The organism is Coprococcus sp. RTP21281st1_F1_RTP21281_210402, from assembly GCF_040915325.1.
Classification (GTDB): Bacteria; Bacillota; Clostridia; order Lachnospirales; family Lachnospiraceae; genus Coprococcus; species Coprococcus aceti.
The window spans coordinates 263,000-281,318 of record NZ_JBCPDQ010000004.1 but is presented as its reverse complement, the minus strand read 5'-3'; the positions used below and the strand labels follow the sequence as shown (position 1 = coordinate 281,318).

Genomic DNA, 18,319 nt, shown 5'->3' with positions numbered 1-18,319 from the left:
ATGTATCCCGAAATAAGATTGCATGATTTCCTACATCACACATCTGTATACTATCATGCATCCCAGATACACCAACACTATAGCATAACTTACATAGTCTGTTCCACTGTATTTTAACGGATTCATGCGGCTCCTGCCTTCGCTGCCGTCAAAACATCTGGCATCCATGGCCTGGGCAAGATCTGTGGCCCTTCTTATCGCCGATACAAATAATGGTACAAATACAGGTACATAACTCTTTATCCTCTTGAATATATTGCCACTCTCGAAGTCCGCACCTCTGGAAAGCTGTGCCTTCATGATCTTATCCAGCTCCTCCATAAATATCGGGATAAATCGCAATGCGATCATAAGCATCATGGCCATATCAGACACCGGAACCTTTATTTTCTTCAAGAATCCCAGACTGCTCTCCAGTCCATTTGCCAGATTCATCGGTCTTGTAGTGTACGTCATGACAGATGAGCCTATTATGAGGTATACAAGACGTATAACCACAAGCACCGTAGTCATCACACTGTTATCTGTTATGCGAAGTCTGTGCCAGCTCCAAAGTACCCGTCCGTCCCCGTTGAACACGCTGAATATTGCTGTAAACAGAATAAACATCCATATGACCTTCAGTCCCCTGCAAATGTATGTTATCGGCACCCTGCTCACCGCCACATATATACAGAGGAATGCCGTTGCGGCAAGTATCATGATCCAGTCCTTGCAAAGAAACAGCGATATGGCATATAGAAATGTTATTGCAAGCTTTGTTCTCGGATCCATTCTATGTATCACAGAATTGCCACTGTAATATTGTCCTATTGTAATATCTCGTATCATAGTAAATCTCCTATTCCGGGCCCCCGGGAACATCTATACCGTACTGCTCAAGTAAGCTCCTGTCCTCAAAAAACTCACCTGTCCCTCCATCATACACTATCCTTCCATGCTCCATAAGAAGAATCCTCTCTGACATCTCATACACATCCTCCATGTCGTGGGATACCAGTATGATCGTCACATTTTTCTCTCTGTTGAGCTTTCTGACGAGATTCCATAACTGCTCTCGGCTCTCTCCGTCAAGTCCGCATGCAGGCTCATCGAGGATCAATACGTCTGGCTCATATGCCAGTATTCCCGCTATTGCCACCCTCTTTTTCAAACCACCAGACAATTCGAATGGAGAATACTCCGCATATTTCTCCGGTACTCCCACCAACTCAAGCGCCTTTCTGGCTGCATCCTCAGCCTCTCTCTTTGACATTCCAAAGTTTATCGGACCATACATTACATCCTTGAGCACCGTATTCTCAAACAACTGGGCCTCAGGGAACTGAAATACATACCCTATCCTCCTGCGGATATCCTTGATATTCCTTACACTCTGCACATCCGTATCATACAGATATACCTTGCCACTCTGTGGAACTATCAGCTTATTTATCATTTGAAGCAGTGTACTCTTTCCCGAGCCGGTCTGCCCTATTACAGCGACAACCTGTCCTTCATATATCTTGATGTTTATATCAGAAAGCGCCTGAAATGACTCATTTCCATTCACATACGAATATGATACATTCTGAAGCTCAACTATACATTTTTCTGAATTATCTGCAGTCTTCTCATCCTCAGCATGATTACTCTGCGCATTGTTCATATCGCTGCTTATATCCATATGCCTGTTCTTATATTTATAGCAGATATCGATCGGTATTCCGGCCCTACGCTTCATATCAACCGGTATCTCCAGTCCATAGCTCTTAAGCCGGTCAACATCTGTGAATACATCTCCAGGTGTACCCTCTGCCACGATCTTACTATTATCCAATATGTATACTTTATCCGCCATAAGTGCCTCAGCTATCCTGTGAGTCACCATTATTACGGTTATTTTCTTTTCTTTGTTCAATCTCTGCACAAGCTCCAGCATATCCTTTGCTCCCTGCGGGTCAAGCATGGATGTCGCCTCGTCTAGCACTATACAATCCGGAGTCATCGCCATGGACGATGCGATTGCAAGCCGCTGTTTCTGTCCACCGCTTATTCTTGACGTATTGGCATACTTATAGGCTGTGAGCCCTGTGAGCTCCAGCATCTCATCTATCTTCTTCCATATATCTTCGCTGGAGATGCCAAGATTCTCCAGCCCAAATCCTATATCCTCAGCGAGGGTGTTGCCGACTATCTGGTTATCGGGATTTTGAAACACCATTCCTACCTGTCGTCTGACGGATGTAAGCTCTCCCATCTCCGCCATGTCTTTTCCACCTATGACTATCGAACCCTCATGCGGTGCAAGCAGTCCATTCAAATGTCTTGCAAACGTAGACTTCCCTGAACCGTTTCTGCCAAGGATCGCGATTATCTCCCCCTTGTCGGCAAGAAAATCTACATCCTTTATTGCCCAGTTCTCCCCTATCTTATTGCCGTCTTTGTCCTTTATATTAAATTTATGAGATAGTCCTTTTACATTTATGAAGCTCATAATCTTTCCAATCTATATCAATGAAATCTCTCTATATTTCACTAAATTTTATTAAAAAACAGGGCCGCCGTACACGAACGTAAACTAATACGTCTATGTACTGCAGCCCTGTTTATTTATCTGTATAATATCAATCTATCAATCGATTATACTAACTCGAGAATAACCTCAAGAGCCTGATCACCCTTACGCTGACCGATCTTGATGATTCTTGTGTAACCACCCTTACGTCCTGCGTACTTTGTACCATACTCATCGAATAACTTCTGTGTTAAGTCGATCTTCTTAGTACCGGCCTTCTTACCAGCAGCATCTGTAGGAACTTCAACAACTGGATATAAAACCTTGAGCATCTCTCTTCTGGCATGAAGTCTTGAAGGCTGATCCTTCTTAACTGTCTTCTCAACTGTGTCGTATACTGTAACCTTCTTACCGTCTACAACTTCCTTGATTCTCTTGCCATCTTTATCCTTCTTAGCAACCTTAGCCTGAACTGTAACCTCATCGTAGTTGTCCTTCTCAGCAACTGCTAAAGTGATGAGCTTCTCTGCGATCTTAACAACTTCCTTAGCTCTTGCCTCTGTTGTCTTGATCTTTCCATGATACAGTAACTGAGTTACCTGGTTACGAAGTAATGCGTTTCTCTGTGCGCTTGCTTTTCCAAGCTTTCTATACTTTGCCATTTTAATTATCCTCCTATACCCTTTGCGGGTCTTCACTGTGCTTACTATTATTCAGCTTGAGTGGTATACGGGAACTGCTATTAGTCCTCGTTCTGATTAAGTGATAAGCCTAACTCCTTAAGCTTAGCTAATACTTCATCCAGTGACTTACGACCAAGGTTACGAACCTTCATCATATCCTCTGGTGTCTTGTTTATAAGTTCCTGAACTGTGTTGATGCCAGCTCTCTTCAAACAGTTGTATGAACGAACTGATAACTCGAGCTCATCGATATTCATCTCAAGAACCTTTTCCTTCTCGTCTGTTGTGCTCTCAACCATAACATCTACAAGACGTGCGTTCTCTGATAAATCTACGAACAGCTTCAAGTGCTCTACCAGAAGATTTGCAGCAAGACTTACTGCCTCATCTGGAGCAAGAGCTCCGTTTGTATATACATCAAGAGTTAACTTATCATAGTCAGTAACCTGACCAACACGTGTATTCTGAACTGTAAGGTTTACTCTTTCAACAGGGGTGAAGATTGAGTCAATAGCGATGACATCAATTGGTGCATCTGCTTCCTTGTTCTTGTCAAGGCTTACATATCCACGTCCGTTGACAATTGTAAGCTCCATCTCAAGCTTTGCGTCCGGACCACTAAGGTTTGCGATTACAAGATCAGGATTTACGATCTCTATATCTCCGTCAACCTTGATATCTCCTGCCTTAACAACGCGCTCACCAACAACATCGATGTATGCCTGCTTTGGCTCAAATGTATCTGAGTTATTCTTGATAACGACATTCTTGATGTTCATTATTATCTCAGTAACATCCTCTTTTACACCTGGTATTGAGCTGAACTCGTGTAAAACACCCTTTATCTTAACGTGGCTTACAGCGGTACCTGGTAATGAAGAAAGCATTATTCTTCTAAGTGAGTTACCAAGTGTTATACCGTAACCTCTCTCTAAAGGCTCGATTACAAACTTGCCATATTTGTTGTCATCTGAAGTCTCAACGATCTCGATTTTTGGTTTTTCAAACTCAAACATCTAAGCCCCTCCTTTACGGGTTTTAAAATGCTACACTCCAAGTTACAAAATGTATAAATAAAGAACAAATCTTACTTAGAATATAACTCGACGATGAGAGTCTCATTTACAGGAACATCGATCTGCTCTCTGCTTGGCTTCTCTACAACTTCACCTGCGAGGTTATCTCTGTCTGCTGTTAACCAACCTGGTACGAGAACACCCTCTGTTGCAGCCATGATATCCTTGTATCTCTGAAGAGACTTGCTCTTCTCTCTGATCTCGATCTTATCGCCTGGCTTAACTGAGTATGAAGGGATGTTTACACACTTGCCATTTACAAGTACGTGCTTGTGATCTACGATCTGTCTAGCCTCTCTTCTTGTTCTTGCAAAGCCTAATCTGAAGATGATGTTGTCAAGTCTAAGCTCAAGTAATGTCATGAGGTTAGGACCTGTTAATCCCTTCTGCTGCTCAGCCTTTGCATAAAGGTTACGGAAAGGCTTCTCAAGTACACCATAAATGAACTTAGCCTTCTGCTTCTCGCGGAGCTGAAGTCCATACTCGCTCTGCTTTCTATTTGATCTGTTTGGTCTTCTGTTTGACTTCTTGTCTATTCCGAGATACATTGGCTCCATGCCTAAAGATCTGCATCTCTTAAGAACTGGGGTTCTATCTACTGCCATCTTGTTTGTACCTCCTCTAATTAAACTCTTCTTCTCTTTGGTGGACGACATCCGTTATGTGGAACCGGAGTAACATCCTTGATACTAACTACATCTATACCACATGCTGAGAGTGCACGAATTGCAGCCTCTCTTCCTGAACCTGGTCCCTTGACAAATACGTCGATTGTCTTGAGTCCGTAAGGTGCAGCAGCCTTTGCGGCTGTCTCTGCAGCCATCTGAGCAGCATATGGAGTTGACTTCTTAGAACCCTTAAATCCTAATCCACCAGCGCTTGCCCATGAAAGCGCATTGCCTTCAGCGTCTGTTAATGTAACAATTGTATTATTGAAAGATGACTGAATATGAGCCTGTCCGTGCTGTACGCTCTTTCTGACACGCTTCTTAGCCACTTTTTTAGTTGCCTGCTTAGCCATTAGCCTAAACCTCCTATGGTTTTTTACAAATATATTCTATAAATATTACTTCTTCTTATTAGCAACAGTCTTCTTAGGACCCTTACGAGTTCTAGCGTTAGTCTTAGTCTTCTGTCCACGAACAGGAAGTCCCTGTCTATGACGCTTACCACGATAGCAAGCAATCTCCTGTAAACGCTTAATATTGAAGCCTATCTCTCTACGTAAATCTCCCTCTACTACCTGAGTTGCCTTGATAACCTCGCTGAGTCTTCTAACCTCATCGTCAGTCAGATCTGCGCAACGTGTATCAGGATTAACGTTTGCTTCCTTAAGAATACGCTGTGATGAAGGAAGTCCGATACCATAGATATAAGTAAGACCAATTTCAACACGTTTCTCTCTTGGTAAATCAACACCTGAAATACGAGCCATTATAATAACCTCCGTAAAATCTTCTTTTAAGCTGAATCCACAAATGTATCCCATAGCACACGCTATGGGGTGAAATGCATACACCGCAAACTTCAACTAAGTTGTATATTTCTATAATTGTATTGGCATATCTACGTATGCCACAGCCGCTTTTAAATAATACAGTACATTAGATATATGTACTGACGCACGAAAATAAGTATACTTCCGGATGGGCTATCATCCATATACTTCTTTTCCTTTTTTGATTAACCCTGACGCTGCTTGTGCTTTGGATTCTCGCAGATAACTCTAACGATTCCCTTTCTCTTGATAACTTTGCACTTATCGCAGATAGGTTTTACTGATGCTCTAACCTTCATTAGAAACTCTCCTTTCAAAAAAAGTCCGCTACGAATTAGCATTCTATCATTTTCATTGATAAAATGCAATAGGGAAATTCATTTTTTTATTATTTATCTCTCCAAACGATTCTTCCCTTGGTAAGATCGTATGGTGATAACTCTATTGTAACTTTGTCGCCAGGAAGAATCTTTATATAATTCATTCTCAGCTTTCCACTTATATGAGCAAGAACCTTGTGTCCATTCTCAAGTTCTACCTGAAACATGGCATTTGGAAGTTTCTCAACTACTGTTCCTTCTACTTCAATTACATCTGCTTTTGACATTTTCAAAAATCCTCCTATATATATAAATCAACTTATGAGTTCTCCATGATATAATGAATATGTCATCGTGCTTACGAACGACGACATATGATATCACATCTACAGCTCAATTCCATCGGCCCTTGAAAGTATCTCAGGCTCTCCATCTGTTATAAGTATTGTATTCTCATAATGTGCCGCCAGTGATTTGTCTGCGGTGACGACCGTCCATCCATCCGGCATCCACTTCACTTCGTAATCGCCAAGTGTGATCATCGGTTCTATCGCTATCGTCATTCCTGCTTTCAGCTTCGGTCCTCTTCTTCTTGTTGCGAAGTTTGGGACCTCCGGCTCTTCATGAAGATTTTTTCCAACTCCATGTCCCACCAGATCGACAACAACTCCAAGTCCACACTCATCGGCATAGGACTCGACCGCTATTCCTATATCCCGCACATGATTTCCCGCACGGGCCGCTGACAGTCCTTCAAAGAAGCTTTGCTTCGTTGCCTCTATGAGATACTTTGCCATATCAGATATCTCGCCAACTCCATATGTTCTGGCTGAGTCTGAATGGTAACCCTTATAGATAACACCGGCATCAAGACTTACTATATCTCCATCCTGAAGCACTCTGTTCTTTGATGGAATTCCGTGTACCACCTCATCATTTACAGATACACACACCGACGCCGGATATCCCTGATAGTTCAGAAATGATGGTTCACAGTGATAACTTCTGATAACCTCTTCACCGAGCTTATCTATATCATATGTGGTCATTCCCGGCTTCAATGCTTTTCTCATCTCCTCATGAGTTATCGCCAGAATTCTTCCAGCCTCTCTCATAAGCTCAATCTCTTTCTGGGATTTTATGGAAATACCCTTCATATTTACTCACCTAATATATCAGTGATAGCAGCGAATACATCCTTCATATCTACGGTTCCGTCAACCTCTTTCAGGATGCCCTTTGCCTTGTAGTAATCGATGAGAGGCTGTGTCTGCTCATGATATACATTAAGTCTCTTCTCTACTGTCTCTGGCTTATCATCGTCTCTAAGGATGAGATCAGCTCCACATGCATCACACTTGCCCTCAACTTTTGTTGGGTTGTATACGATATGGTATGTTGCTCCACAACCTACACATGCACGTCTGCCTGACATTCTCTCGATGATATTCTCATCAGGTACCTCAACATTGATAGCGTAATCAACTGAATCGCCGATTGCTGAGAGTGCCTTGTCAAGTGCCTCTGCCTGTGGGATAGTTCTTGGGAATCCGTCAAGGATATATCCCTTTGCACAGTCATCAGCCTTGAATCTATCTATTACCAAGTCGACAACGAGCTCATCTGGTACAAGAAGTCCCTTATCCATGTACTCCTTTGCCTTTGCACCAAGCTCTGTGCCGTTCTTTATGTTCGCTCTGAATATATCTCCTGTTGAGATATGTGGTACGCCGTACTTTGCAGCGATCATCTTTGCCTGTGTTCCCTTGCCTGCGCCTGGTGCGCCTAACATGATTATCTTCATATATTCAACCTCCATTTTTTTGAACGTTTCCCATTCTTATCAAATACTATTCTCTCTATAATACACGAATAGGAAGTGTACTATACGGCACACTCCCATTCGTGTTTATTGCCACGTCATATTTTAGTCTAAAAGGAATCCCTGATAGTTCCTTACCAGCATACGTGACTCAATATTCTTAATTGTCTCTATAACAACACCTACAACGATGATAAGTGATGTTCCTCCAAATGAAACATTTGCTCCAAAGAAACCACTGAAGAACATTGGTATACATGCTACTATGATAAGTCCTACAGCACCTATAAATATGATGTAGTTTAAAATCTTATTAAGGTAATCCTGTGTTGACTGTCCAGGTCTTATACCAGGGACAAAACCGCCACTCTTCTTCATATTGTTGGCAATCTCCATTGGATTGAATGTGATCGCTGTGTAGAAATATGCGAAGAAGAACACAAGTAAAATATATACGATCAAACCGATCGATGCCCAAGGATAAGATCTGTTAAACCAGTAGCCCTGACTCATACCCTGGATTATCTTTGCTCCTACACCAGATGTCTTGATGTTGAACAGATTCACTACGATCTGTGGAACAGACAGTATGGATGATGCAAAGATGACCGGAATAACACCTGCAGTATTGACCTTAAGTGGAATATGAGAGGACTGTCCGCCCATCGTCTTTCTTCCTCTTACTGTCTTGGCATACTGTACAGGAATTCTTCTCTCTGCGCCCTGAAGTGCACATACAAATACTACTGTAATAACTACAACTGCAAGGATAATGAGTCCTACAAGTGTAAATCTTACAAAGTCTCTGCCCTTCATGAACTGTGTGTATAAATTCTTGAAGTCATTTGGCATTGTTGAAACAATGTTGATCAAAAGGATTACTGATATACCATTGCCAACACCCTTCTCTGTTGCTCTCTCGCCAAGCCACATTACTATAGCACTTCCTGCCGTAAGAATGACTACGATGCAAAGAACTGTCCAGAAGTTATAATTCTCAATGACTCCCTTGTTTCCAAATCCTACTACAAGACCAGCACTCTCAAGAATAGCAAGACCTACTGTCATATATCTTGTGATAGCGGTGATCTTCTTTCTACCATCTTCTCCGTCTTTCTGCAGTTCTTCCAAAGCCGGTATAGCAATGGTGAGAAGCTGTATGATGATGGAAGCTGTAATGTAAGGTGTTACCGACAATGCAAAAATCGACATCTGCTCGAACGATCCTCCGGTGAATGAACTGAAGATGTTCAGTGAATCACCGAGTGCATTCTGCATGTACTCTCTTATTGCATCCGCACTTATTCCCGGAACGGTAATCAGACTACCAAGTCTGACTACCACGAGAATGAAGAACGTATATAAAAGTCTTCTTCGTATATCCTGTACCTTAAATGCATTGATTAAGGTTTTGAACATATTACATCACCTCTGCTTTTCCGCCAAGAGCTTCAATTTTCTCAGCTGCTGACTTTGAAAAAGCATTAGCCTTAACATTGAGCTTTTTAGTTAACTCTCCATTTCCAAGAATCTTAACTCCATCACGAGGATTCTTAATGATACCTGCCTCTACTAATGTCTCAACAGTTACGTCTGAGCCATCCTCGAATCTCTCAAGAGCTGATACATTGATTGCAACGATCTCTTTGTGATTGATGCAATTAAAGCCTCTCTTAGGAAGACGTCTATATAATGGCATCTGTCCACCTTCGAAACCTGGTCTAGGTGATCCAGAACGTGCCTTCTGACCCTTATGTCCCTTACCTGCAGTCTTGCCATTTCCTGAACCATGTCCACGGCCTACACGGAAATTAGCACTGTGCTTTGAGCCTTCAGCCGGCTTTAATGTAGATAAATCCATGATCTGCGTATCCTCCTTCTCTTATACTTCCTCAACCTTTACCATATAACTTACCTGCTTAACCATTCCAAGTGTTGCAGCGTTATTTGGGAGCTCTACTGACTTATTAACCTTCTTAAGTCCAAGAGCCTCTACTGTCTTTCTATGCTTTGGTACAGCACCGATAGGGGACTTTACCAAAGTTACCTTTAACTTATCTGCCATCTTCTAATACCTCCTTAGTTAAGTATCTCATCAACAGATTTTCCACGAAGTCTTGCGATATCCTCTGGGTTCTTGATCTCTGTAAGGCCCTTGATTGTTGCAAGAACTACGTTCTGCTTGTTGTTTGATCCTAAGGACTTTGTACGGATGTTCTTATATCCTGCAAGCTCAAGTACGCTACGAGCAGGACCACCAGCGATGATACCAGTACCTTCTGGAGCTGTCTTCAGAAGAACTGAAGCACTGCCGAACTGTCCATTCCAGTCGTAAGGGATACTACCAACTTCATTTACAGGAACTGTAACTAAATGCTTTGCAGCATCCTCCTTACCCTTACGGATAGCTTCTGGAGTCTCAACTGCCTTGCCAACACCAACGCCAACGTGGCCATTTCTATCACCAACAACTACGAGAGCTGCAACTCTAGAATTACGTCCACCCTTAACAACCTTTGTTACACGCTTGATGGCAACAACTTTATCTTCTAACTCTAACTTACTTGCATCAATTATTTCACGCTTCATACGTTGTTCTTCCTCCTTACTAGAATTCCAGACCAGCTTCTCTCGCTGCATCTGCTAATGCCTGAACCTTACCGTGGTATACGAAACCGCCTCTATCATAGATAACAGTCTTGATACCCTTCTCAAGTGCTCTCTCAGCAATAACCTTACCAACGTAAGCTGCTGCATCAACATCATTTGTCTTCTCAAGCTCATCCTTAATAGCCTTCTCTGTTGTAGATGCTGCTACTAATGTCTTACCAACTGAATCATCAATAATCTGAGCGTACATATGATTATTACTTCTGAATACAGCTAAACGTGGTCTCTCTGTTGTTCCAGCTAAACGATTACGAACACGCATATGCTTCTTTACACGAATTGCGCTTCTTGATTCTTTATTAATCATCTTATCTCACTCCTTTATTATTTCTTACCAGTCTTACCAACTTTACGTCTGATAGTCTCATCCACATACTTGATACCCTTGCCCTTGTATGGCTCTGGTGCTCTCTTCTCTCTGATCTCAGCAGCGTACTGGCCAACCTTTTCCTTGCTGATTCCGCTTACTATGATCTTGTTTCCATCAACTGATGTTTCGATACCATCTGGATCAACCATCTCAACTGGGTGTGAATAACCAAGAGCAAGAACAAGCTTATTACCCTGCTTCTGAGCTCTGTAACCTACACCGTTAACCTCAAGCTCCTTCTTGTAACCCTCTGTAACACCTACTACCATGTTGTGGATAAGTGTTCTTGTGAGTCCGTGAAGTGATTTCATCTTCTTTAAGTCGTTAGGTCTTGATACTGTGATTGTATCGCCGTCTAACTTTATATCCATTTCCGCAGGGAGAACTCTCTCAAGAGTTCCCTTTGGTCCTTTAACAGTCACTTTATTATTTTCTGCTATATCTACAGTTACGCCTGCAGGTACAGCGATAGGCATTCTTCCGATACGTGACATTTTGCCGTCCTCCTTTTACCAAATAAACGCAAGTACTTCTCCACCTACGTTCTGTTTTCTAGCTTCCTTATCTGTTAATACACCCTTGTTTGTGGAGATAATAGCAGTTCCAAGTCCACCAAGTACTCTTGGAAGCTCATCCTTGCTTGCGTATACTCGAAGACCAGGCTTTGAAATTCTCTTAAGACCTGTGATGATCTTCTCGTTCTTATCTGCACCATACTTCAATGTGATCTTGATTGTCTCGAACTTACCGTCCTCAACGATATCTACAGCCTTAACATATCCTTCTGATAAAAGTATGTCGGCAATAGCTTTCTTCATCTTTGAAGCAGGGATTTCTACTGTATCATGCTTTGCTGTATTAGCATTACGAATTCTTGTAAGCATATCTGCAATTGGATCGCTCATTGACATAATAAATTTCCTCCTTCTTACTCTTACCAGCTTGATTTCTTAACGCCAGGAATCTGTCCCTTATATGCTAACTCACGGAAGCAGATTCTACAAATTCCGTACTTCTTTAAAACTGAGTGTGGACGTCCACAAATGCTGCAACGTGTGTACTCTCTTGTTGAGAACTTCTGCTTGCGCTGCTGCTTAACTTTCATTGATGTCTTAGCCATTTCTCGAATCTCCTCCTTTATTATTTGCTATAAGGCATGCCGAACAGTGTAAGTAACTCACGAGCTTCCTCGTCAGTCTGTGCTGTTGTTACGCAAATTATATCCATACCTCTAACCTTATCTACCTTATCGTACTCGATCTCAGGGAAGATAAGCTGCTCCTTAATACCGAATGCGTAGTTACCTCTTCCATCAAATCCGTTTGGATTGATACCTCTGAAGTCACGTACACGTGGGAGTGCAAGATTTACAAGACGATCAAGGAACTCATACATCTTCTCGCCACGAAGAGTTACCTTACATCCGATAGGCATTCCCTCTCTCAGCTTGAAGTTAGCTACTGACTTCTTTGCTCTTGTTACAACTGCCTTCTGACCTGTGATTGTCTCAAGATCCTTGATAGCAGCGTCGAGAACCTTAGCGTTCTCTCTAGCTTCACCAACGCCCATATTGATAACGATCTTATCGAGCTTTGGTATCTGCATTACATTCTTATATCCAAATTTCTCAACCATGGCGCTCTTAATTTCAGCGTCATACTTTTCTTTAAGTCTACTCACCTAAGACGACCTCCTTCCAATTAATCTATCTTCTCTGTCTTGCCATCAACTTTGGCTACACGAACCTTATCCTTACCAGTTCCTTCAAAACCAACTCTAACTGGCTTGCCCTTGTAAAGATACATTACATTAGAGATGTCAAGTGGGGCTTCCATCTCGATGATTCCGCCCTGCTGGTTAGCCATGCTTGGCTTGCTATGCTTAAATACTTTGTTGATTCCTTCAACTACTACGGTACCATTCTTCTTATCTACTGAAACGACCTTTCCGCTCTTGCCCTTGTCCTTACCAGCGATAACCTGTACCATATCATCTTTCTTAATCTTCATTGTTGCCATAGTCACACCTCCTTATAATACTTCAGGTGCAAGTGATACGATCTTCATGAATTTCTTATCACGGAGCTCTCTTGCAACTGGTCCAAAGATACGTGTACCTCTTGGATTCATATCGTCTTTTATAATTACAGCAGCGTTCTCGTCAAACTTGATGTATGAACCATCCTTACGACGAGCGCCATGCTTTGTTCTAACTACAACGGCCTTAACTACATCGCCCTTCTTTACAACTCCGCCTGGTGTTGCATCCTTAACAGAGGCAACGATGATATCGCCGATATTCGCATATCTTCTAACTGATCCGCCTAACACTCTGATACAAAGTAACTCTTTTGCACCTGTGTTATCAGCAACTTTAAGTCTTGTTTCCTGCTGAACCATTTAATTTGCCTCCTTACTTTGCCTTCTCGATGATCTCAACAAGTCTCCATCTCTTATCCTTTGATAATGGTCTTGTCTCCATAACCTTTACTCTATCGCCAATCTTGCACTCGTTATTCTCGTCATGAGCCTTCAGCTTTACTGTTCTCTTTACAATCTTACCATAAAGAGGATGCTTAACATTATCTACGATAGAAACAACGATTGTCTTATCCATCTTGTCACTTGTAACTATACCAACACGTGTTTTTCTCAGATTTCTTTCCACAATAATTCCTCCTTCCAAGATAATTAAGCATTAGCCTTCTGGGCTATAACTGTCTGTATTCTTGCTATATTCTTTCTAACGTCCTTGATTCTGCTTGTGTTGTCAAGCTGATTTGTAGCATTCTGGAATCTCAGGTTGAATAATTCCTTCTTTGCAGCTACTAAATCTTTCTGGAGATCGTCAACGGACTTGCTATTTAATTCGTTCATAAAATCCTTAGTTTTCACTGCCTGCTACCTCCTCTAACTCTTCCTTTGATGCGATCTTACACTTAAGTGGAAGCTTGTGCATAGCGAGTCTGAGAGCCTCTTTAGCTACCTCCTCAGGTACGCCCTGAACCTCAAACATAACTCTGCCTGGCTTAACTACTGCTACCCAATACTCAAGTGCTCCCTTTCCAGAACCCATTCGGGTCTCAGCTGGCTTTGCTGTAACTGGCTTGTCAGGGAAAATCTTGATAAATACCTTACCACTACGCTTCATATATCTTGTCATTGCAATTCTGGCTGCCTCGATCTGGTTTGACTTGATCCAAGCTGGCTCTAATGCTACGAGACCATACTCACCGTTTGTAATCTTATTGCCTCTAAGTGCCTTACCAGCCATTGTTCCTCTGAACTGCTTACGACGCTTTACTCTCTTTGGCATTAACATTATTTATTTCCCCCTTCCTTTACTGTCTTTGTTGGAAGTACTTCACCATGGTAGATCCATGTCTTTACGCCAACCTTACCATATGTTGTATCTGCTTCAGCAAATCCGTAATCGATATCAGCACGGAGTGTCTGAAGAGGAATTGTTCCCTCGCTGTAGAACTCTGTTCTAGCCATATCAGCACCGCCAAGACGACCTGAACATGCACACTTGATACCCTGTGCGCCTGACTTCATTGTTCTACCCATGCAAGACTTCATAGCCTTTCTGAATGCGATACGATTCTCAAGCTGTGCTGCGATGTTCTCTGCAACGAGCTGAGCGTCAGCATCCGGCTTCTTGATCTCCTTAACGTCGATAAAGAGCTTCTTATCTGTTAACTTCTGAGCGTCAGCCTTGATCTTCTCGATTCCGGCTCCACCCTTTCCGATTACTACTCCAGGCTTAGCTGTGTATAATACGATCTTTACATTCTTTGCTGATCTCTCGATCTCGATCTTTGAGATGTTTGACTTGTAAAGAGTTGTCTTTAAGTATTTTCTAAGGATCTGATCTTCTGCTAAGTTCTTAGCAAACTCGTCATTTCTCTTGTCAGCATACCAGTTTGAATCCCAATCTTTGATAATGCCGACTCTTAAACCATGAGGATTAACTTTCTGTCCCATATTTTACCTCCTATTTCTCGTCAAGCACGATTGTGATGTGGCTTGTTCTCTTCTCGATTCTATATGCTCTACCCTGTGCTCTTGGATGAACTCTCTTCATTGTAGGTCCCTTGTTAGCGTAACACTCTGCTACGTAAAGGTCCTCCTTCTTCATGCCATTGTTGTTCTCAGCGTTAGCAATAGCAGACTTCAAAAGCTTCTCTATAACGCTTGAGCCATATCTTGGGTTGTATTCTACGATAGCAAGTGCTGTCTGAACATCCTTACCTCTGATAGCATCAAGCACAAAACATGCCTTGGTTACTGATACTCTTGCGTATGAAACCTTAGCTGATGGTCTTGTATCTTTGTTCTCATTTCTGAGTCTCTTGTCATGGGATCTATGTCCTTTAGCCATTTTGAAAAGTCCTCCTTTCAAATATTCCTAATATTATCTTCTACCCTTCTTTTCGTCCTTACCATGACCTCTGTATGTTCTGGTAACTACGAACTCACCGAGCTTATGTCCTACCATATCTTCTGTTACATATACTGGTACGTGCTTTCTTCCATCATGAACGGCAAATGTGTGGCCAACGAATGATGGGAAGATTGTTGAACGTCTTGACCAGGTCTTTATAACTTCTGTCTTATTAGCAGCGTTTAAAGCATCTACCTTCTTAAGCAGATGTGCATCTGCGAATGGTCCTTTTTTTAATGAACGAGCCATATTTCTTCCTCCTTAACTATTTAACATTCTTACCGTCTCTACGTCTTACGATCAACTTATTAGACTGCTTGTTCTTCTTTCTTGTCTTGAGACCCATTGCTGGCTTGCCCCATGGAGTAGAAGGACCTGGACGACCGATAGGTGCTCTACCTTCTCCACCACCATGTGGATGGTCATTAGGGTTCATGACAGAACCACGAACTGTTGGTCTAACGCCCATATGACGCTTACGACCGGCTTTACCAATGTTAACAAGGCCATGCTCGATGTTTCCTACCTGTCCAACTGTTGCTCTACAGATAATCGGAACCATTCTCATCTCGCCTGATGGAAGTCTAAGTGTTGCATACTTTCCTTCCTTAGCCATGAGCTGTGCAGCGTTTCCTGCTGAACGAACTAACTGTCCGCCCTTACCTGGATAAAGCTCGATGTTGTGTACCTGAGTACCAACTGGAATATTCTGAAGTGGAAGACAGTTACCAACCTTGATCTCTGCCTCTGCGCCATTCATCAGCACATCGCCAACTGCAAGCTTGAAAGGAGCAAGGATGTATCTCTTCTCTCCATCTGCATAGAACAGAAGTGCAATATTTGCTGATCTGTTTGGATCATACTCGATTGCAGCTACTGTTGCTGGAATACCATCTTTGTCATTTCTCTTGAAATCTATTATTCTATACTTTCTCTTAGCACCACCACCGTGATGTCTTACTGTTATCTTACCCTGATTGTTACGACCGGCTGTCTTGCTTGTTGAAACAACGAGTGACTTCTCTGGAGTTGTCTTTGTGATCTCTGAGAAATCAAGGCCAGTCATATTTCTTCTGGAAGGTGTATATGGGTTATATGTCTTAATTCCCATTGTTGTTCTCCTTTCGGTTCAATTTATTCTCACGCTTTGATTGCGTATACAACTAATGTGATGAGCAGCTATACTGTGCAGCCACCCACGGCTATATCTTAAAGTCCCTCGAAGATCTCGATGTCCTTGCTGTCAGCTGTAAGCTGAACGATAGCCTTCTTGTACTTTGCTGTGTTACCAAGTGTCATACCACGTCTCTTGACCTTACCGTCATTGTTCATTGTGTTGACCTTTGCAACCTTTGTTCCCTCGAACATCTTCTCTACAGCTTCCTTAACCTGTGACTTGTTTGCTTCTGGATGAACAAGGAATGTATATTTCTTCTCAGCCATAGCGTTCATGCTCTTCTCTGTGATCACTGGCTTAAGTATAACGTCATAATATTTGATATCTGCCATTATGCGTACACCTCCTCAATTGCTGCAACTGCTTCCTTAGTAAGAACAAGCTTCTCATACTTGAGAATATCGTATACGCTAAGTGAATTAGCTACTGTTGTCTTAACTGTTGGAATGTTGTTTGCTGAAAGAACAACGTTATTGTTCTTATCCTTTGTTACTACAAGAGCCTTAGGAGCTGAAAGCTTTGCAAGGATCTTTGCAAATACGCTTGTCTTAGCCTCCTGAAGATCAAGCTTGTCAACTACTACCAGCTTGTTCTCAGCAACCTTTGATGAAAGTGCTGACTTCATAGCAAGCTGCTTCTCTTTCTTATTCATCTTAACTGAATAATCTCTTGGCTTTGGTGCGAATACAACTCCGCCGCCTGTCCACTGTGGAGATCTTGTTGAACCCTGTCTAGCATGACCAGTTCCCTTCTGTCTCCAAGGCTTTCTTCCACCACCAGAAACTTCTGAACGTGTCTTAGCGCTCTGTGTTCCCTGACGGTTGTTGGCTAACTGACCAACTACAGCCTTATGCATTATATGCTCATTTATTTCTACACCGAAAACTGCATCATTGAGCTCTAATGTCTCAACTTCTTTGCCTTCAATGTCATAAACCTTAACTGATGCCATTGTTGTCTCTCCTTTCCAAAGCCCTACTTACCAGACTTTACTGTATCTTTAATCATAACCAATGACTTCTTTGGTCCTGGAACAGCGCCCTTAACCAAGATTACATTGTTCTCAACATCTATTTTAACTACCTCAAGGTTCTGGATTGTAACTCTTACGCTACCCATATGTCCAGGCATCTTCTTGCCCTTGAATACTCTACCTGGAGTAGTTGCAGAACCGTTTGAACCTGCATGTCTGTGATACTTTGAACCATGTCCTGAAGGACCTGACTTAAGGCCGTGTCTCTTAAGACCGCCTGCGTATCCCTTACCCTTTGACTTAGCAGTAACATCAATCTTGTCGCCAGCAGCAAATACGTCTGCCTTGATCTCTGCGCCAAGCTCGTACTCAGCAGTGTTCTCAAGTCTGAACTCTCTATAGAAAGCCTTTGGAGTTGTTCCTGCCTTCTTAGCATGACCAACCTCTGCCTTACCAGCACCATGTGGATTTCTGATAACTTTCTTTCCTGATACGTCCTTTGTTGTTACTCTTTCCTTCTTCTCGCCGAATCCTACCTGAATTGCATCGTAACCGTCATTCTCAACTGTTTTGATCTGGGTTACAACACATGGACCAGCCTGCAATACTGTAACTGGTGTTAATACACCGTTCTCGTCGAAAATCTGTGTCATTCCGACTTTTGTAGCTAATATAGCCTTCTTCATTTCTGTTTCCTCCTAATTTAATTCACAGCGGATTGCATCTGCAATCATACTAAATTACATCCGAAAATGCATTAGGTACTGTTATTTAATTGTTTCTGCGG

32 protein-coding genes are annotated in these 18,319 nt (G+C 42.2%); all 32 read right to left on the bottom strand.

Going from position 1 to position 18,319, the window contains the following annotated elements:
- Positions 1 to 30: 30 nt before the first annotated feature.
- Positions 31 to 831 carry an energy-coupling factor transporter transmembrane protein EcfT gene (locus AB5150_RS07430; protein ID WP_015533803.1) on the bottom strand — a complete coding sequence of 267 codons (801 nt, stop codon included), beginning with the start codon at positions 829 to 831 and terminating at the stop codon, positions 31 to 33.
- 10 nt (positions 832 to 841) lie between these two features.
- On the bottom strand, positions 842 to 2,476 hold the full coding sequence (locus tag AB5150_RS07425; protein ID WP_349093394.1) for an energy-coupling factor transporter ATPase: 1,635 nt from the start codon (positions 2,474 to 2,476) through the stop codon (positions 842 to 844).
- 146 nt (positions 2,477 to 2,622) lie between these two features.
- Positions 2,623 to 3,159: a bL17 family ribosomal protein gene (locus AB5150_RS07420; protein ID WP_015533801.1), complete on the bottom strand. Its 537-nt coding sequence runs from the start codon at positions 3,157 to 3,159 to the stop codon at positions 2,623 to 2,625.
- Positions 3,160 to 3,239: 80 nt separating this feature from the next.
- A complete protein-coding gene (locus AB5150_RS07415) occupies positions 3,240 to 4,196 on the bottom strand; it encodes a DNA-directed RNA polymerase subunit alpha (RefSeq protein ID WP_015533800.1) in 957 nt (318 codons plus the stop codon).
- A 71-nt stretch (positions 4,197 to 4,267) separates the two neighbouring features.
- Positions 4,268 to 4,861, bottom strand: coding sequence for a 30S ribosomal protein S4 (gene rpsD / locus AB5150_RS07410; protein WP_015533799.1), 594 nt, complete (start codon positions 4,859 to 4,861; stop codon positions 4,268 to 4,270).
- Positions 4,862 to 4,881: 20 nt separating this feature from the next.
- Positions 4,882 to 5,277, bottom strand: coding sequence for a 30S ribosomal protein S11 (gene rpsK / locus AB5150_RS07405; protein WP_004850165.1), 396 nt, complete (start codon positions 5,275 to 5,277; stop codon positions 4,882 to 4,884).
- A gap of 45 nt (positions 5,278 to 5,322) precedes the next feature.
- On the bottom strand, positions 5,323 to 5,691 hold the full coding sequence (gene rpsM / locus AB5150_RS07400) for a 30S ribosomal protein S13 (RefSeq protein ID WP_015533798.1): 369 nt from the start codon (positions 5,689 to 5,691) through the stop codon (positions 5,323 to 5,325).
- 248 nt (positions 5,692 to 5,939) lie between these two features.
- Positions 5,940 to 6,053 carry a 50S ribosomal protein L36 gene (gene rpmJ / locus AB5150_RS07395; RefSeq protein ID WP_015533797.1) on the bottom strand — a complete coding sequence of 38 codons (114 nt, stop codon included), beginning with the start codon at positions 6,051 to 6,053 and terminating at the stop codon, positions 5,940 to 5,942.
- An 89-nt stretch (positions 6,054 to 6,142) separates the two neighbouring features.
- Entirely contained in the window at positions 6,143 to 6,361 is a 219-nt protein-coding gene (gene infA / locus AB5150_RS07390; protein WP_004850160.1) for a translation initiation factor IF-1, read from the bottom strand.
- 99 nt (positions 6,362 to 6,460) lie between these two features.
- Positions 6,461 to 7,231, bottom strand: a complete 771-nt coding sequence (gene map / locus AB5150_RS07385) for a type I methionyl aminopeptidase (RefSeq protein WP_238051526.1) — start codon at positions 7,229 to 7,231, stop codon at positions 6,461 to 6,463.
- A 2-nt stretch (positions 7,232 to 7,233) separates the two neighbouring features.
- Entirely contained in the window at positions 7,234 to 7,878 is a 645-nt protein-coding gene (locus tag AB5150_RS07380) for an adenylate kinase (RefSeq protein WP_022216653.1), read from the bottom strand.
- 123 nt (positions 7,879 to 8,001) lie between these two features.
- A complete protein-coding gene (secY, locus tag AB5150_RS07375) occupies positions 8,002 to 9,315 on the bottom strand; it encodes a preprotein translocase subunit SecY (protein ID WP_022216652.1) in 1,314 nt (437 codons plus the stop codon).
- Position 9,316: 1 nt separating this feature from the next.
- The gene (gene rplO, locus AB5150_RS07370; RefSeq protein WP_004850150.1) at positions 9,317 to 9,757 is read right to left on the bottom strand and encodes a 50S ribosomal protein L15; all 441 of its coding nucleotides are present in this window, start codon (positions 9,755 to 9,757) and stop codon (positions 9,317 to 9,319) included.
- Between the two features lie 21 nt (positions 9,758 to 9,778).
- Entirely contained in the window at positions 9,779 to 9,961 is a 183-nt protein-coding gene (rpmD, locus tag AB5150_RS07365; RefSeq protein ID WP_004850147.1) for a 50S ribosomal protein L30, read from the bottom strand.
- Positions 9,962 to 9,975: 14 nt separating this feature from the next.
- Entirely contained in the window at positions 9,976 to 10,485 is a 510-nt protein-coding gene (rpsE, locus tag AB5150_RS07360; RefSeq protein ID WP_015533792.1) for a 30S ribosomal protein S5, read from the bottom strand.
- Between the two features lie 19 nt (positions 10,486 to 10,504).
- A complete protein-coding gene (rplR, locus tag AB5150_RS07355) occupies positions 10,505 to 10,873 on the bottom strand; it encodes a 50S ribosomal protein L18 (protein WP_022216651.1) in 369 nt (122 codons plus the stop codon).
- A gap of 17 nt (positions 10,874 to 10,890) precedes the next feature.
- A complete protein-coding gene (gene rplF / locus AB5150_RS07350) occupies positions 10,891 to 11,430 on the bottom strand; it encodes a 50S ribosomal protein L6 (protein WP_022216650.1) in 540 nt (179 codons plus the stop codon).
- A gap of 15 nt (positions 11,431 to 11,445) precedes the next feature.
- On the bottom strand, positions 11,446 to 11,847 hold the full coding sequence (rpsH, locus tag AB5150_RS07345) for a 30S ribosomal protein S8 (RefSeq protein ID WP_022216649.1): 402 nt from the start codon (positions 11,845 to 11,847) through the stop codon (positions 11,446 to 11,448).
- Positions 11,848 to 11,870: 23 nt separating this feature from the next.
- On the bottom strand, positions 11,871 to 12,056 hold the full coding sequence (locus tag AB5150_RS07340; protein ID WP_004850137.1) for a type Z 30S ribosomal protein S14: 186 nt from the start codon (positions 12,054 to 12,056) through the stop codon (positions 11,871 to 11,873).
- A 20-nt stretch (positions 12,057 to 12,076) separates the two neighbouring features.
- Positions 12,077 to 12,616: a 50S ribosomal protein L5 gene (gene rplE, locus AB5150_RS07335; protein WP_004850134.1), complete on the bottom strand. Its 540-nt coding sequence runs from the start codon at positions 12,614 to 12,616 to the stop codon at positions 12,077 to 12,079.
- 20 nt (positions 12,617 to 12,636) lie between these two features.
- Positions 12,637 to 12,954 carry a 50S ribosomal protein L24 gene (gene rplX / locus AB5150_RS07330; RefSeq protein WP_004850132.1) on the bottom strand — a complete coding sequence of 106 codons (318 nt, stop codon included), beginning with the start codon at positions 12,952 to 12,954 and terminating at the stop codon, positions 12,637 to 12,639.
- Positions 12,955 to 12,966: 12 nt separating this feature from the next.
- A complete protein-coding gene (rplN, locus tag AB5150_RS07325; protein WP_022216648.1) occupies positions 12,967 to 13,335 on the bottom strand; it encodes a 50S ribosomal protein L14 in 369 nt (122 codons plus the stop codon).
- Positions 13,336 to 13,348: 13 nt separating this feature from the next.
- Positions 13,349 to 13,603, bottom strand: a complete 255-nt coding sequence (gene rpsQ, locus AB5150_RS07320; RefSeq protein ID WP_022058713.1) for a 30S ribosomal protein S17 — start codon at positions 13,601 to 13,603, stop codon at positions 13,349 to 13,351.
- Positions 13,604 to 13,626: 23 nt separating this feature from the next.
- On the bottom strand, positions 13,627 to 13,830 hold the full coding sequence (gene rpmC, locus AB5150_RS07315) for a 50S ribosomal protein L29 (protein WP_004850126.1): 204 nt from the start codon (positions 13,828 to 13,830) through the stop codon (positions 13,627 to 13,629).
- Positions 13,820 to 14,257, bottom strand: coding sequence for a 50S ribosomal protein L16 (gene rplP / locus AB5150_RS07310; protein WP_022216647.1), 438 nt, complete (start codon positions 14,255 to 14,257; stop codon positions 13,820 to 13,822). Before rplP ends, rpmC begins: the two co-directional genes overlap by 11 nt.
- On the bottom strand, positions 14,257 to 14,922 hold the full coding sequence (gene rpsC, locus AB5150_RS07305) for a 30S ribosomal protein S3 (RefSeq protein WP_022216646.1): 666 nt from the start codon (positions 14,920 to 14,922) through the stop codon (positions 14,257 to 14,259). The genes rplP and rpsC overlap by 1 nt, the downstream gene beginning before the upstream one ends.
- Positions 14,923 to 14,932: 10 nt before the next feature.
- Positions 14,933 to 15,319, bottom strand: coding sequence for a 50S ribosomal protein L22 (gene rplV / locus AB5150_RS07300; RefSeq protein WP_004850120.1), 387 nt, complete (start codon positions 15,317 to 15,319; stop codon positions 14,933 to 14,935).
- Positions 15,320 to 15,352: 33 nt separating this feature from the next.
- Positions 15,353 to 15,631: a 30S ribosomal protein S19 gene (gene rpsS, locus AB5150_RS07295; protein ID WP_022216645.1), complete on the bottom strand. Its 279-nt coding sequence runs from the start codon at positions 15,629 to 15,631 to the stop codon at positions 15,353 to 15,355.
- A 16-nt stretch (positions 15,632 to 15,647) separates the two neighbouring features.
- The gene (rplB, locus tag AB5150_RS07290; RefSeq protein ID WP_022216644.1) at positions 15,648 to 16,493 is read right to left on the bottom strand and encodes a 50S ribosomal protein L2; all 846 of its coding nucleotides are present in this window, start codon (positions 16,491 to 16,493) and stop codon (positions 15,648 to 15,650) included.
- Between the two features lie 98 nt (positions 16,494 to 16,591).
- Entirely contained in the window at positions 16,592 to 16,891 is a 300-nt protein-coding gene (gene rplW / locus AB5150_RS07285; RefSeq protein ID WP_004850114.1) for a 50S ribosomal protein L23, read from the bottom strand.
- Positions 16,891 to 17,511, bottom strand: a complete 621-nt coding sequence (rplD, locus tag AB5150_RS07280; protein WP_015533790.1) for a 50S ribosomal protein L4 — start codon at positions 17,509 to 17,511, stop codon at positions 16,891 to 16,893. The genes rplW and rplD overlap by 1 nt, the downstream gene beginning before the upstream one ends.
- Positions 17,512 to 17,534: 23 nt before the next feature.
- Positions 17,535 to 18,218 carry a 50S ribosomal protein L3 gene (gene rplC, locus AB5150_RS07275; protein WP_015533789.1) on the bottom strand — a complete coding sequence of 228 codons (684 nt, stop codon included), beginning with the start codon at positions 18,216 to 18,218 and terminating at the stop codon, positions 17,535 to 17,537.
- Positions 18,219 to 18,319: the final 101 nt, after the last annotated feature.

Bases quoted from the DNA above. Each gene is read 5' to 3' on its own strand.
- AB5150_RS07430 (WP_015533803.1), bottom strand. From the start codon at position 831: ATGATACGAGATATTACAATAGGACAATATTACAGTGGCAATTCTGTG.
- AB5150_RS07425 (WP_349093394.1), bottom strand. From the start codon at position 2,476: ATGAGCTTCATAAATGTAAAAGGACTATCTCATAAATTTAATATAAAG.
- AB5150_RS07420 (WP_015533801.1), bottom strand. From the start codon at position 3,159: ATGGCAAAGTATAGAAAGCTTGGAAAAGCAAGCGCACAGAGAAACGCA.
- AB5150_RS07415 (WP_015533800.1), bottom strand. From the start codon at position 4,196: ATGTTTGAGTTTGAAAAACCAAAAATCGAGATCGTTGAGACTTCAGAT.
- rpsD (WP_015533799.1), bottom strand. From the start codon at position 4,861: ATGGCAGTAGATAGAACCCCAGTTCTTAAGAGATGCAGATCTTTAGGC.
- rpsK (WP_004850165.1), bottom strand. From the start codon at position 5,277: ATGGCTAAGCAGGCAACTAAAAAAGTGGCTAAGAAGCGTGTCAGAAAG.
- rpsM (WP_015533798.1), bottom strand. From the start codon at position 5,691: ATGGCTCGTATTTCAGGTGTTGATTTACCAAGAGAGAAACGTGTTGAA.
- rpmJ (WP_015533797.1), bottom strand. From the start codon at position 6,053: ATGAAGGTTAGAGCATCAGTAAAACCTATCTGCGATAAGTGCAAAGTT.
- infA (WP_004850160.1), bottom strand. From the start codon at position 6,361: ATGTCAAAAGCAGATGTAATTGAAGTAGAAGGAACAGTAGTTGAGAAA.
- map (WP_238051526.1), bottom strand. From the start codon at position 7,231: ATGAAGGGTATTTCCATAAAATCCCAGAAAGAGATTGAGCTTATGAGA.
- AB5150_RS07380 (WP_022216653.1), bottom strand. From the start codon at position 7,878: ATGAAGATAATCATGTTAGGCGCACCAGGCGCAGGCAAGGGAACACAG.
- secY (WP_022216652.1), bottom strand. From the start codon at position 9,315: ATGTTCAAAACCTTAATCAATGCATTTAAGGTACAGGATATACGAAGA.
- rplO (WP_004850150.1), bottom strand. From the start codon at position 9,757: ATGGATTTATCTACATTAAAGCCGGCTGAAGGCTCAAAGCACAGTGCT.
- rpmD (WP_004850147.1), bottom strand. From the start codon at position 9,961: ATGGCAGATAAGTTAAAGGTAACTTTGGTAAAGTCCCCTATCGGTGCT.
- rpsE (WP_015533792.1), bottom strand. From the start codon at position 10,485: ATGAAGCGTGAAATAATTGATGCAAGTAAGTTAGAGTTAGAAGATAAA.
- rplR (WP_022216651.1), bottom strand. From the start codon at position 10,873: ATGATTAATAAAGAATCAAGAAGCGCAATTCGTGTAAAGAAGCATATG.
- rplF (WP_022216650.1), bottom strand. From the start codon at position 11,430: ATGTCACGTATCGGAAGAATGCCTATCGCTGTACCTGCAGGCGTAACT.
- rpsH (WP_022216649.1), bottom strand. From the start codon at position 11,847: ATGTCAATGAGCGATCCAATTGCAGATATGCTTACAAGAATTCGTAAT.
- AB5150_RS07340 (WP_004850137.1), bottom strand. From the start codon at position 12,056: ATGGCTAAGACATCAATGAAAGTTAAGCAGCAGCGCAAGCAGAAGTTC.
- rplX (WP_004850132.1), bottom strand. From the start codon at position 12,954: ATGGCAACAATGAAGATTAAGAAAGATGATATGGTACAGGTTATCGCT.
- rplN (WP_022216648.1), bottom strand. From the start codon at position 13,335: ATGGTTCAGCAGGAAACAAGACTTAAAGTTGCTGATAACACAGGTGCA.
- rplP (WP_022216647.1), bottom strand. From the start codon at position 14,257: ATGTTAATGCCAAAGAGAGTAAAGCGTCGTAAGCAGTTCAGAGGAACA.
- rpsC (WP_022216646.1), bottom strand. From the start codon at position 14,922: ATGGGACAGAAAGTTAATCCTCATGGTTTAAGAGTCGGCATTATCAAA.
- rplV (WP_004850120.1), bottom strand. From the start codon at position 15,319: ATGGCTAAAGGACATAGATCCCATGACAAGAGACTCAGAAATGAGAAC.
- rpsS (WP_022216645.1), bottom strand. From the start codon at position 15,631: ATGGCTCGTTCATTAAAAAAAGGACCATTCGCAGATGCACATCTGCTT.
- rplB (WP_022216644.1), bottom strand. From the start codon at position 16,493: ATGGGAATTAAGACATATAACCCATATACACCTTCCAGAAGAAATATG.
- rplW (WP_004850114.1), bottom strand. From the start codon at position 16,891: ATGGCAGATATCAAATATTATGACGTTATACTTAAGCCAGTGATCACA.
- rplD (WP_015533790.1), bottom strand. From the start codon at position 17,511: ATGGCATCAGTTAAGGTTTATGACATTGAAGGCAAAGAAGTTGAGACA.
- rplC (WP_015533789.1), bottom strand. From the start codon at position 18,218: ATGAAGAAGGCTATATTAGCTACAAAAGTCGGAATGACACAGATTTTC.